We start from the raw sequence: 13404 nt of genomic DNA on the forward strand, positions 1-13404 counted from the left end.
AAAAACATTCTTTTGGATTTACGGTATGTCGGTTTTTTTTGACCTAATAAATACATATAGAACAGCGGCGAAAAGCGAACGCGAAAAAGGCACTTACTTTGAAGCCTTGTGCATTAAATATTTTGAAAATGAACCTTACTATGTAGACTTATTTGCCCAAGTTCAGACCTATACCGACTGGGCAAAGGCACAAGGTTTGTCGGGTAAAGACACAGGTATAGACCTTGTTGCTACCACCAAAGACGGCGAATTTCATGCCATTCAATGCAAACTGTACGATGCAGACCGTAAAGTATCTAAAGCCGAAATTGACAGTTTTTTGTCAGCAGCTTCAAGAACCTACTTTAAACGCCGTTATATTGTAAGCACCACACACGCATGGTCGGATAATGCCCTAGCGACTTTAGAAAACCAAGACCCGCCTGTAACCAAGATTGACCTTGAAATCTTAGAACAGAGCGTCATTGATTGGTCGAAATTTGCTGAAAAGAAACAAGTTGTATTTAAGCCAAAGAAAGAACTACGTGACCACCAAAAAGCCGCTTTAAGCAGCGTGAAAATTGGTTTGTACGAGCAAAAGTTAGACCGCGGCAAGCTGATTATGGCGTGTGGTACAGGCAAAACCTTTACCAGTTTAAAAATTGCCGAAGCCTGTGCAGGTGCGGGCAAACGTGTATTGTTCCTTGTGCCGAGCTTATCGCTGTTGTCGCAAACCCTAACCGAATGGACGCAAGAATCGACCACGCCGTTGCATAGCTATGCAGTTTGTTCCGATACTGAAATTGGCAAGAAAAAGGATGCCACTGCCATAGATGCCGTGACCACGCTAGAGCATGAGTTGCAATATCCTGCCACCACCAATCCTGAAAAATTAGCAGAAAATGTTGAACATCACCACGATGCTGACCACATGACAGTGGTATTTTCGACCTATCATTCCATTCAAACCGTGAGTGATGCGCAAAATAACGAAGGCATGGGTGAGTTTGATTTAATTATTTGTGATGAAGCGCACCGCACTACTGGCTCAACCCACGACAGCGAAAACGATTCAAACTTTGTAAAAATACACGATGCAGGTTTTATTTTAGGTAAAAAACGCCTGTATATGACCGCAACGCCACGTATTTTTTCCGACGATGTAAAAAACAACGCCAGCGACTACACGCTATTTTCAATGGATAACGAAAAGCTATTTGGCGAAACGCTGTATACCATTAATTTTTCCGAAGCGGTGAAGCGTGGCTTATTGGTCGATTATAAAGTCATTGTGTTGACGGTAGATTCAGATACGATCATTAATAAGATCGGAAGCACCATTACCGAAAATAGCGAAATCGTAGTCGATGATGCGGCGCGTATTGTCGGCTGTTGGAAGGCTTTATCAAAGCAAGGCATTCATGCCGACTTAGAAGAAGACACCGCCCCGATGCAGCGTGCATTGGCATTTTGTCAGGTGATTGACCAAACCGCCAAAGCACGTAAGCACCAAGTTAGTTCTAACCGTATAGCTAGTATTTTCCAAACCGTGGTAGAAGCCTATCAAAAAGCCGAAGCCAAAGAAGGCAATGAAATATCGCATCGGTTATTTTGCCAAGCGCAGCATGTCGATGGCGGCATGGGTGCAGATAAAAAAGAACAACGGCTCAATTGGCTCAAAGCCACGCCTGAACCACAGCACGATGATGACGGCGCAGAACGTCCTGTTTGCCGTGTATTGAGTAATGTACGTTGTTTATCGGAAGGTGTGGACGTGCCCGCACTCGATGCGGTGCTGTTTTTAACGCCACGTAATTCGCAAGTAGACGTGGTGCAATCGGTCGGTCGTGTGATGCGCCTTGCACCCAACAAAACAATGGGTTATGTCATTTTACCTGTGGTCATACCGCCCAATGTGGACGCGAACAAAGCCCTTGATGACAACCAAACCTATAAAGTCGTTTGGCAAGTGTTGAATGCACTACGTTCGCACGATGACCGTTTTGATGCCATGATTAACAAGATGGACTTAACGGGCATTGACCGTTCCAAGATGGAAATCATTGCGATTAGCGACAAGGTGGCAGCTAAAGCGAAGAAGAAAGGTGCAGGCAAAGGTGGCTCGACGATTGGTACACCTAGCAAAAAGTCTAAAAAGGATGACGTTGAAGATACTCAGCATTCCTTTAGCTTCGAATCAGGCGAAATCGAACGCGCGATCGTTGCCAAAGTGGTGCAGAAGGTCGGTAACCGCCACCACTGGGAAGATTGGGCGAATGACATTGCCAAGATTGCACAAACTCATATCAAGCTCATTACGGACATTCTAGAGCGTCCTGAATGCGAAAAAGAACGTGCGGTCTTTGAGGAGTTTGCACACGAGATTCGTGACGACCTCAACAATGCGGTATCGGATGCTGAAATCATTGAGATGTTGGCACAGCACCTCATCACCAAGCCTGTTTTCGATGCCTTGTTTGATGAGTACAGCTTTGCGGCGCATAACCCAATGGCGATTGCCATGCAAAAGGTTTTGGATGTTTTAGATCAGCATCAACTCGACAGCGAAACTGAAGCACTACAACGCTTCTATGACAGTGTAAAGCTACGTGCGTCGGGTATTGATAGCGCAGAAGGTAAACAAAAGATCATTGTCGAGTTATATGACAAATTCTTCCGTAATGCCTTCCCTCGGATGACTGAACGTCTAGGCATTGTATATACACCTGTTGAAGTGGTGGACTTCATTATTCACAGCGTTAACGATGTGCTTCAACAAGAGTTTGGCAAGAGCTTTGCTGATGAAGGTGTGCATGTACTCGACGCATTTACTGGGACAGGCACGTTCATTTCTCGCCTATTGCAAAGTGGTTTAATTCCACCGAAGAAATTGACCTATAAATACAAAAATGAAATTCATGCCAATGAGCTTGTATTGCTCGCCTACTATATTGCAGCAATCAATATTGAAGCGGTGTACCACAGTCAAATCATTGATGAATACACGCCGTTTGAAGGGATATGTTTAACCGATACGTTCCAAATGTATGAGAAAGAGGATTTGGTTGATCAAGTGCTTGTTGAGAATAGTGCCCGACGTAAACGGCAGAAATCCCTAGATATACAAGTGATTATTGGCAACCCACCATATTCGGCAGGTCAAGACTCAGCAAATGATAATAACCAAAATGTGAAATATAGTTTTTTAGATTCTAGAATTTCAGAAACGTATGCACTGCATTCAAATGCAACGTTGAAAAATTCGCTATACGACTCCTATATTCGTGCAATTAGATGGGCATCAGATAGAATTGGTGAACAGGGGGTTGTTGGTTTCGTAACTAATGCGGGTTTTATTGACTCAAACGTAGCTAGTGGTCTTAGAAAGTGTCTGCACGAAGAGTTTGGTAATTTATATATCTTTAATCTTAAAGGAGCAATCCGAGGTAAATCAGGTGATTTGGCGAAGAAGGAAGGTACCAATGTTTTTAATATTTTAACGGGTGTGGCAATTACAATATTTGTTAAGAATAAATTGACAATAAGAGAAAATAAGATTTTTTACGCAGAAATAGGTGAGTATTTAGATCGAAAAATGAAGCTTGATAAGCTAACCGAGTTGAAAAGTATAAATGGCATTACTACATGGAAAGAAATCGCTCCTGATATTCATAATGATTGGATTAATCAAAGAGATAATAGTTTTAATGACAACATTGTAATTGGGAATAAAAAAGATAAATTAAATTCCGCATTATTTTTAAATTATACGCATGGTTTGAAAACTAATCGTGATGCATGGGTTTACAATTCTTCTCTATCATCATTGAAAAGAAACATAGATTCGATGATTAAGATTTACGATAGAGAGTTGGATAAATGTAATTCATTACCTTCTTTTGATTTTGATAATGACGTTACACAAGATCCAAAACTAATCAACTGGACTAGAGGTCTTCGTGGTGACTTTCTAAAGGGTAAAAAAATAGATACCTCCTCTGATAGTACTAGGTATGCTTTGTATAGACCTTACACAACTTCTTGGGTCTTCTATTCAAAGCAATTAAATGAATTGCAAGGACAAATACCTAAAATTTTTCCTTCTAATAGCGTATCAAACTTGGTAATTATGTTGAAGCAAAGGTGGAATAAAGAAGGGCAGTTAGCACTAATTACAAATATGATTCCTGATCTTCAGCCTGATGGAGGAACGCAATGCTTCCCACTCTACCTTTACGAAGAAGTGACTCAAGATAAAAAAGTAGGTTCAGGCGACTTATTCGATGAATCCCTTGCCTTAACTGTGACTGAAACTAAATACGAACGCAAAGATGGTATTAGTGACGAAGGCTTACAGCACTTCCAAACGGCATACCCTAGCGAGCAGATCACCAAAGAAGACATCTTCTATTACACCTACGGTTTACTCCATAGCGAAGAATACCGTACACGCTATGCCGATAACCTCACCAAAGAATTGCCACGTATTCCTTGTGTGAAGAAAGCTGAAGACTTTTGGGCATTTTCCAAAGCAGGGCGTGACTTAGCACATTGGCACTTGAATTACGAAACGGTTGATCCATACAAGGCAACATTGGACACAGGCAGCACTGCGTACAGCCAATTGACCTCTGAAGACTTCTATGTCGAAAAAATGAAGTTTGCCAAAAGAGGCGAGAAAGGCACGGTGGTTTACAACAAGCGCATTACCGTTAAAGGCATACCGTTGGAAGCGTATGACTACGTGGTCAATGGTAAGCCTGCACTAGAGTGGGTTATGGAGCGTCAAGGCGTATCTACTCATAAAGAAAGCGGCATAGTAAACGATGCAAACGACTGGGCAAATGAAACCATGAACAACGCGGCATACCCGCTGGAGTTGTTCTTGCGTGTTATTACCGTGAGTTTGGAAACCATGAAGATTGTTAGAAGTTTGCCGAAGTTGGATATTTAAACACGGCAAAAGGCAGTAATGCTAAATAACAAAACGCACAGGCATAAGCTCATGTTTATAAATTGCCTTTTTATCGACATGTCTACATGCATATATTTATAGCATCGACACGTTAGCATCCTCATGTCGATTTTTTGCGATTTTGTCGAAATGGCACGGCGCAAGCGTTTGTAATAGCCGCCGCTATAGGCTGCCAAAAAACAGGGTACTTTTGCGTATTGTTGGTATTTTTGTTGGTATAAATGAAATCGTAAAACATAAAAGCCTTGCTGCATAATGGTTACAGGCTTTAATTCGGTTGAGGGTCCCCCACCATATTCAAAAAGCCCTAAACTCAAGTTTAGGGCTTTTTTTATTCATGAATCAAAATGGGATGTGTTTTGATCAAAAAATTTGTTTATGAATAAAAAGAATATGCTTCTCAAATTAACTTAGTTATCTGAATAAAAGAAAAACAATATGCTTATACATATATTATTTTTACTGAAGATAAGTTATGCGAAAGTTGCTTGGGTTTACACTTCCTACATTATTTTTATCCGCTTTATCGTCATCAGCATTCGCGACAACAGGTTATTTCATGCATGGCTATGGGGTTAAAGCTCAAGGAGCTGCTGGGGCCTCTATTGCGGCATTTAATGATGCTTTGACGATTGCGAATAATCCTTCTGGATTGGCTTGGTTAGACAGTCGTGTCGATATTGGCGCGACTATATTTAACCCTAAGCGTTCTGCTGAAATTAAGGGGAATTTGGCAGGCGCCAACGGTCAATACAGTGGCAATGGGCGTGAATATTTTGTTCTACCTGAATTTGCTGTAAATAAGAAAGTAAATGATACGGTTGCTTTGGGGTTAGCGATTTATGGTAACGGTGGTATGAATACCTCCTACAAGAAAAATCCGTATGCAGCTTTTGGGAATACAGGTGAGGCAGGGGTAGATTTAGCGCAGATTTTTATTTCTCCATCTGTGGCTTGGCGTTATAGCGAAAACCAATCCATCGGTATTGCGACCAACATTCTTTATCAACGATTTGAAGCTAAAGGAATTTCAGGTTTTGCGCCATTTTCTGTTGATGGACAAAAACTGAGTAATAATGGTAAGGACTCTGCTACAGGCATAGGTGTTAAAGTTGGCTGGAGTGCGAAGCTAAATGATGTCGTAACTGTTGGTGCAAATTACTCTTCAAAAATTAAATCGGACAAATTTGATCAATATCGAGGTTTATTTGCACAAGCTGGAGGTTTTGATGTGCCGGAAAGCTATGGGGTAGGAGCAGCTTTTCAATTGACGCCTGCATTAAGTGTATTAACTGATATATCACGTATTAATTATTCTGATGTAGATTCAGTTGGAAATCCTTTTAGTCTAGCTTCGGTGATGGCGGGTAATGGTTTTGGTTCAAAAAAAGGTCAGGGTTTTGGTTGGAAAGATATTAACGTTTACAAGATTGGGGCGGCATATCAAGTTAATCCACAAGTGACGATAAGAGCTGGATATAGCCATAATGATCAGCCAATTCCCCAAGATCAAACGTTCTTGAATATTCTTGCACCTGGTGTAATTCAAGATCATCTCAGCGTGGGGGCGACGTGGAATATTGATCATGCACAGGAGCTTAGTGTTGCATATACCTATGGTTTGAAAGAAACCGTAAAAGGAAGTCAATCTATTCCTTTGAACTTTGGCGGTGGTGAAGCTAACCTTGAAATGGATCAGCATATTTTAGGTGTTTCATATGGTCTGAAATTCTGATCAAAACGAAAAAGGCCGAATCAAATGGATTCAGCCTTTTTCAAGATGTGAAGCAAAAAATTAAGCGGTTTTTGCTAATTTTTCGTTTGCTAACATATGACCCGTTTCTTCGAAGTTCGCATGCCATGACAGTGCTTCACGAAGAATATGAGGTGTATGGCCACCGCGCTCGCAGGCACGATCAAAATAGTCATTTAAGGCAGCTTGATAAAGTGGGTGTACACAGTTGTCAATAATCACACGTGCACGCTCACGAGGTGCTAAGCCACGTAAATCTGCTAAACCAACTTCAGTTACCAGAATGTCAACATCATGCTCATTATGATCAACGTGGCTTACCATTGGCACGATTGATGAAATATCACCACCTTTTGCGATTGACTTGGTGACGAAGATTGCAAGGTGAGCATTACGCGCAAAATCACCTGAACCGCCGATACCATTCATCATTTTTGTACCGCAAACATGCGTAGAATTCACGTTGCCGTAAATATCGAATTCGAGTGCTGTATTAATCCCAATAATACCCAAACGACGTACGATTTCAGGGTGGTTAGAAATTTCTTGTGGGCGTAATACTAATTTATCTTTGTAGTGTTCAAGATTGCCAAATACGCGCTCACCACATTGTGCAGATAGCGTAATTGAGCTACCAGAAGCAAATTTCATTTTGCCAGCATCAATCAATTCAAAAGTACAGTCTTGTAATACTTCAGAATACATGACCAAATCTTCAAAGTTAGAATCTTTAAGACCAGTCAAAACTGCATTTGCAATTGAGCCAATACCAGCCTGTAAAGGACCTAGGTTTTTCGCTAATCGACCTGCTGCAACTTCTTTTTCAAAGAAAGCGATGAGGTGATTTGCAATCCCTTGAGTTTCATCGTCAGGTGCAGTCACAGTTGATGGTGAGTCGGCCGTATTATTAAAAACGATGCCTACGATTTTTGCTGGGTCAATTTGGATTGCAGTTGAACCAATACGATCATCGACTTGAGTTAATGGAAGTGGGGTACGTGTTGGACGATATGTTGGAATATAAATATCGTGTAAGCCCTCAAAGTTTTCGCTCAATGAGGTATTAATTTCAACGATCACTTTTTCAGCAAAAATTGCGAAACTTGCAGAGTTGCCTACAGAGGTTGTCGGTACGATATGACCATCTTCTGTAATCGCAACAGCTTCAATCACAGCAATATCTGGACGTTTAAGCTGTTGATTACGCATTTGCTCAACAGTTTCAGACAAATGTTGGTCGATAAACATTACCTCACCATTATTAATGGCGCGACGTAAAGTATTGTCAACTTGGAATGGCATACGACGAGCAAGTACACCTGCTTCTGTCAATTGTTTGTCTAAGTCATTCCCTAGGCTTGCACCTGTAATTAATGTGATTTTTAACGGATTTTTTTTAGCTTGTTCGACCAATGCTTGTGGCACAGCTTTAGCTTCTCCAGCACGAGTAAAACCACTCATACCAACCGTCATATCATTTTCAATAAAGCGAGCAGCCTGTTCAGCGCTCATCACTTTGTCATGTAGGGTAGCAAGGCGAATACGACTTAAAGACATGATCCATTCTCAATATACTTCTTAGTTAGATATGGATTTTAGCGTTAAAACTTGAAAAGGGAATTGGACTACGGCTAAGGTCTAATATGTGAAATGCGTGATACTTTTTCAGAGATAAAAAGAGTTATTTTTCCATCACGAATTGTTCTAAAAGTGTCCAGTTATGGTCTGTTTAATTTTATCAATCGCATTCGTTTGAGATTCTTCAAGATTTTCATGGTTGAGTGGAAGTGAAATCACCACTTCTAAACCACCTTGCTCGCGATTGCGAATGCTAATTTGTCCCTGATGAATGTCAACAATACGTTTTACAATGGCTAAGCCGAGGCCACTTCCTTGAATCGTGCGTGCTGAATTACCACGAACAAAGGGTTGCATGAGTTCTTCAACTTGATCTGGTGGAATACCTTCACCATGATCAGCGACGGTAATCAGAATATGATCATCAACATGGCTTGCCGATAATTCAATTGGTTCTGCACCATAACGTTTGGCATTGTTGACTAAATTCGCAATCAAACGTTTTAAGGATAGGCTTCGCGCAGGGATGATGGGGAGCTCTTGTGCTTCAAAACGAATATCTAAGGGCTTAAATTGTACAGCGACTTCTTGAAGCAATGTATTGATATTGGTTTGTGATAGTTCTTCATCAGATCCATCTCGCATATACGAAATAAATTGATTCAGGATCGCATCCATATCATCTACATCGTAAATTAGACCTTCGCGGAAAAACTCATCTGGGAGCATTTCTGCGGTCAGGCGAATACGCGTCAGTGGCGTACGTAAATCATGTGAAATTCCTGCTAGCATGATTTGTCGATCGCGTTCAGTTTGTTCAAGCGTATATACCATATGGTTAAATGCTTGGTTTACTTGACGTATTTCGAGTGGTCCATGATTGGTATCAAGATAAGGTGCTTTACCAGTTTTACTATAATTGTTGGCGGCATTCTGTAATCGACGTAATGGTCGATTCATTTGTCGGACTAGAATTAAAATAATAATTGAAGAAATAATAGGAACGCCAAATAGCCATGCTGCAATCAGTTCCACGCTGTAGTTGGTATACGTTTTTAATGGTTCACGCACCCAGTTACCATGCATTTCAGGGGTTTGAATCCAAATACGTGGTATCGGTTTGAATTTAAAATATACAGTAACGTTATCAGCGTTATCGACTCCCAGCTCTTTCGCAAGTTTGGTTTCGATTTGGTTGGTAAATAACTCGGCTAAGAATTTATCTTCAATTTTTGGAAATTCTTTGGGGTCAGTGATGTATTCAATACCAATACGGTTTTTAAGCCATGTATCGACATCAACTTCTGTATCGCGATGTAAAATACGAATATCTGGATTATTGACTAATTCAAGCTCAATGGCGAGATAACGCGCATGTTGTTGTAATTCTGGTAAATATAAAGTTCGCCAAAAGAACCACAAGGACATAAACAAGCTAAAAACGACCGTGAACAATACCAAGATTGTGGTACGCATGGCCGCAGAACGTGGTTTAATTTTATCTAAAAAACGTTCCCATTTTGTTCGCGGTCTTTCTGAATAAGTCGCGAAATCTGTAAATGCTTGTGGATCAATTGGTTCAAGTTTCAATGAAGAATTTCCTAAGTTTACTCTGCACCATCTGGAACAAATACGTAACCTACACCCCAAACGGTTTGAATATAACGGGCACGCGCAGGATTATCTTCGATTAAACGACGTAGACGAGAGACTTGGACATCAATAGAGCGCTCCATAGCACCCCATTCACGACCACGTGCCAAATTCATCAATTTATCACGAGTTAAAGGTTCGCGAGGATGTTGAACCAAGGCTTTTAATACCGCAAACTCACCTGTCGTGAGTGTCACAACTTGACCTTCACGCGTTAAAGTACGTGTAGAAAGGTCGAGCGACCATGGACCAAAACTTACGACTTCAACTTGTTGACTTGGTGCACCTGGTACTTCACGGACTTGGCGACGTAAAACGGCACGAATTCGTGCTAATAGCTCATTTGGGTTGAATGGTTTTGGTAAATAATCATCTGCACCCGCTTCAAGACCCGCAATACGATCCGAATCACTACCACGTGCAGTGAGCATAATAATAGGTGTGTCGATATTAGACTGACGTAAACGACGGCAAATACTTAAACCATCTTCAACAGGCAACATAAAATCTAAAACGATAAGCGAAAATAATTCACGTTGTAGTAAACGATCCATTTGCGTTGCATCATGGGCTGTTTTTACCACAAAGCCTTTATCTTCTAAAAAGCGTTGTAATAAGGTACGCAGACGCACATCATCATCGACCACTAAAATGCGTTCGACGCGATCTGTCTCATGATGTACGGTTTCCGTCGATTCGGCAGGTACAACTAAACTCATGATGTGCTCCTTTATCGTTTATTGTCATCGTCTTTATGCAATGCTAGGGAGTATACGATTCATTGCACAGTTTTGGCTATGTTATAAAGCAACAAATATTGCCAATAAAATCAAGAGATAGATACCAAATGTATACAGGTAAAATTATGACAATCGATCTATTTTTCAATATTTAGGCGAAAAATTCTTAGTATTTTATAAGTATTTATCAATTAGCATAATCTACTCTAAAAATATTCAAAAAAACAATAGTGGATTTTATAGTCACGGACTTTATAATCAGTGCTTTTAGACTTAACCCTTGTGGAATCAATCACGATGACTGACTTAGTTCAGCAGTTGGCAAATGAACTTGCCGTACGTCCAAACCAAGTAGAAGCTGCTATTCGTTTAATTGATGAAGGCGCTAGCGTTCCTTTTATTGCACGTTACCGTAAAGAAGTCACGCAGGGCTTAGACGATACGCAATTACGCCAACTCGACACACGTTTAACTTATCTACGTGATTTATACGAGCGTCGTGAAAAGGTGATTCAATCTTTACAAGAACAAGATAAATTAAGTGATGATTTATTGGCGCGCGTGAATGCAGCAGAAACTAAAAATGCACTAGAAGAAATTTATGCACCGTACCGTCCAAAACGTACCAGTAAATCATTTAAGGCAAAAGAAGCTGGTTTAGGTCCAATAGCTGAAAAAATTATTGCCGATCAAGTTGATCCGACTGAGGCATTGGTAGGTTTTAGTCATGAAGACTATCCAGATGTCGAAAGCCAACTTGATGCAATTCAGCACATCTTGATTGATGACTGGGCACAAAATATTGGATTAACCACTGAATTAAAACAAATTTTCTCTAAAACAGCAGTTCTTAAGAGCGCAGTTGCTTCTGAAGAGAAAAAAGAAGTCGGTAAAAAATTCCGTGATTATTTTGAGTTTTCTGAAAACCTAAATAAATTACCTTCGCATCGTTTATTGGCGATGTTACGTGGTCGTCAAGAAAATGTATTGGGTTTAAAAGTGGACGGCGAAGATGATACGCCGTTAGCTCGTATTGAAACTGAATATAATCTTGAACAAATTCAGCCACAAAGCCGTCAAGATTATTTAAAACAAACTGCAAAATTATTTTGGCTTGGTAAGATTCGTCCGCAAATCGAACATTCCTTATTGACTGATAAGCGCTTAGCTGCTGAAGCTGAAGCAATGGATGTGTTTGCTGAAAATCTACGTCATTTACTTCTTTCTGCACCGGCAGGTGGTCGTACTACTTTAGGTGTTGATCCTGGTATCCGTACAGGCGTAAAGCTTGCGGTTGTGAGTGACGCAGGTGATGTTCTAGCACATAGCACGATTTACCCGTTTGCACCGAAAGAAGATAAAGAAGGTTCAATTGCTGAGCTCGCTCGCTTATGTCGAGAGTTCCACGTGGAACTTATTGCGATTGGTAATGGTACAGCGAGTCGTGAAACCGAAGCAGTTGTTGCTGAGATGATGGCTGCAAATACTGATTTAAAACTCACGCGTATTACGGTCAGTGAAGCAGGAGCATCGGTTTATTCGGCAAGTGAACTCGCTTCTCAAGAGCTGCCAGAGCTTGATGTTTCAATTCGCGGTGCAGTTTCAATTGCACGCCGTTTACAAGATCCATTGGCTGAACTTGTTAAAATTGATCCGAAATCAATTGGTGTGGGTCAATATCAGCATGATGTGAATCAAACTGGTTTGGCAAAAACACTGGATGCTGTGGTTGAAGACTGTGTGAATGCGGTGGGTGTGGATGTGAATACCGCATCTCCAGCGATCTTGGCATATATTGCAGGTTTAAATAAATCGATTGCACAGCAAATCGTTGAATATCGTAAAGAACATGGTCGTTTCGATAACCGTCAAGCCTTGAAAAAAGTGCCACGTTTAGGTGAGCGTACTTTTGAACAATCAGCAGGCTTCTTGCGTGTTCAAAATGGTTCTGAGCCATTGGATGCATCAGCAGTTCATCCAGAAAGTTATGGCGTGGTTGAAAAGATTGTTGCAGCAAAAGCCACAACAGTAAAAGACATTATTGGTAATACTGAAATTATCCGCCAAGTCAAAGCAGATGAGTTTGTCGATGACAAATTTGGTTTGCCGACGATTCAAGATATTTTAGCTGAACTTGAAAAGCCTGCTCGTGATCCACGTCCAGAGTTCCGTACTGCCAAGTTCCGTGAAGATATTACGGAAGTTGCGCACCTGACTGAAGGCATGCAGCTCGAAGGTGTGGTGACCAATGTAACTAATTTCGGCGCGTTTGTGGATGTAGGTGTACATCAAGATGGTTTAGTGCATATCTCTGAACTTGCAAATGAATTTGTTTCTGATCCACATAAAGTGGTGAAACCAGGTCAAATTGTGCAAGTATGTGTGATGCAAGTTGATGTGGAACGTAATCGTGTGAATTTGAGTATGCGTGCAGAAGGTTCTGCTCCTGCTAAAGCGCCACGTCAGCAACAGCGTCCACAGCAAGAACGAACTGAACGTTCAGAGCGTAAGCCTCAAGGTCAACGTCCACCGCGTAAAGAAGGTGACTTTAAGCGTCCACAAAATAACAAGCCAAAAACTGAAAAACCGCAAGAGCAAAAAATCGGTGGTTTAGGTGCTTTGTTATTACAAGCAGGGATCAAAGGTTCTAAGTAACTGATCAAATAAATAAAAGCCTCTTCGGAGGCTTTTATTTTGAGATTTAAATTTAGATCAATCTTCATAAT

At 40.9% G+C, this 13404-nt stretch carries 6 protein-coding genes; 3 read left to right on the forward strand and 3 right to left on the reverse strand.

Annotation, left to right across the window (positions count from 1 at the left end; translation table 11 throughout):
- The first annotated feature begins 25 nt into the window (after positions 1-25).
- Entirely contained in the window at positions 26-4933 is a 4908-nt protein-coding gene (locus IEV17_RS09170; protein WP_004660060.1) for a DEAD/DEAH box helicase, read from the forward strand.
- A gap of 496 nt (positions 4934-5429) precedes the next feature.
- The gene (locus tag IEV17_RS09175; protein ID WP_034600859.1) at positions 5430-6689 is read left to right on the forward strand and encodes an OmpP1/FadL family transporter; all 1260 of its coding nucleotides are present in this window, start codon (positions 5430-5432) and stop codon (positions 6687-6689) included.
- Positions 6690-6749: 60 nt separating this feature from the next.
- Here the strand turns inward: IEV17_RS09175 and scpC are convergent, their stop codons facing one another.
- The 3 genes from scpC to ompR all read right to left on the reverse strand — a co-directional run bounded on the left by scpC (position 6750) and on the right by ompR (position 10657).
- Positions 6750-8264: a succinyl-CoA:acetate CoA-transferase ScpC gene (scpC, locus tag IEV17_RS09180; protein ID WP_004660065.1), complete on the reverse strand. Its 1515-nt coding sequence runs from the start codon at positions 8262-8264 to the stop codon at positions 6750-6752.
- Positions 8265-8411: 147 nt separating this feature from the next.
- Entirely contained in the window at positions 8412-9875 is a 1464-nt protein-coding gene (locus IEV17_RS09185; RefSeq protein ID WP_004660068.1) for an ATP-binding protein, read from the reverse strand.
- Between the two features lie 17 nt (positions 9876-9892).
- The gene (ompR, locus tag IEV17_RS09190; protein ID WP_004657337.1) at positions 9893-10657 is read right to left on the reverse strand and encodes an osmolarity response regulator transcription factor OmpR; all 765 of its coding nucleotides are present in this window, start codon (positions 10655-10657) and stop codon (positions 9893-9895) included.
- A 318-nt stretch (positions 10658-10975) separates the two neighbouring features.
- Here ompR and IEV17_RS09195 point away from each other — a divergent pair, with 318 nt between their 5' ends.
- A complete protein-coding gene (locus tag IEV17_RS09195; protein ID WP_004660069.1) occupies positions 10976-13333 on the forward strand; it encodes a Tex family protein in 2358 nt (785 codons plus the stop codon).
- Positions 13334-13404 lie beyond the last annotated feature (71 nt).

The organism is Acinetobacter modestus (assembly GCF_014636095.1).
Lineage (GTDB): Bacteria > Pseudomonadota > Gammaproteobacteria > Pseudomonadales > Moraxellaceae > Acinetobacter > Acinetobacter modestus.

Excerpts from the sequence above, each read along its gene's own strand:
- IEV17_RS09195 (WP_004660069.1), top strand. The coding sequence starts at position 10,976 with ATGACTGACTTAGTTCAGCAGTTGGCAAATGAACTTGCCGTACGTCCA.
- ompR (WP_004657337.1), bottom strand. The coding sequence starts at position 10,657 with ATGAGTTTAGTTGTACCTGCCGAATCGACGGAAACCGTACATCATGAG.
- scpC (WP_004660065.1), bottom strand. The coding sequence starts at position 8,264 with ATGTCTTTAAGTCGTATTCGCCTTGCTACCCTACATGACAAAGTGATG.
- IEV17_RS09175 (WP_034600859.1), top strand. The coding sequence starts at position 5,430 with ATGCGAAAGTTGCTTGGGTTTACACTTCCTACATTATTTTTATCCGCT.
- IEV17_RS09170 (WP_004660060.1), top strand. The coding sequence starts at position 26 with ATGTCGGTTTTTTTTGACCTAATAAATACATATAGAACAGCGGCGAAA.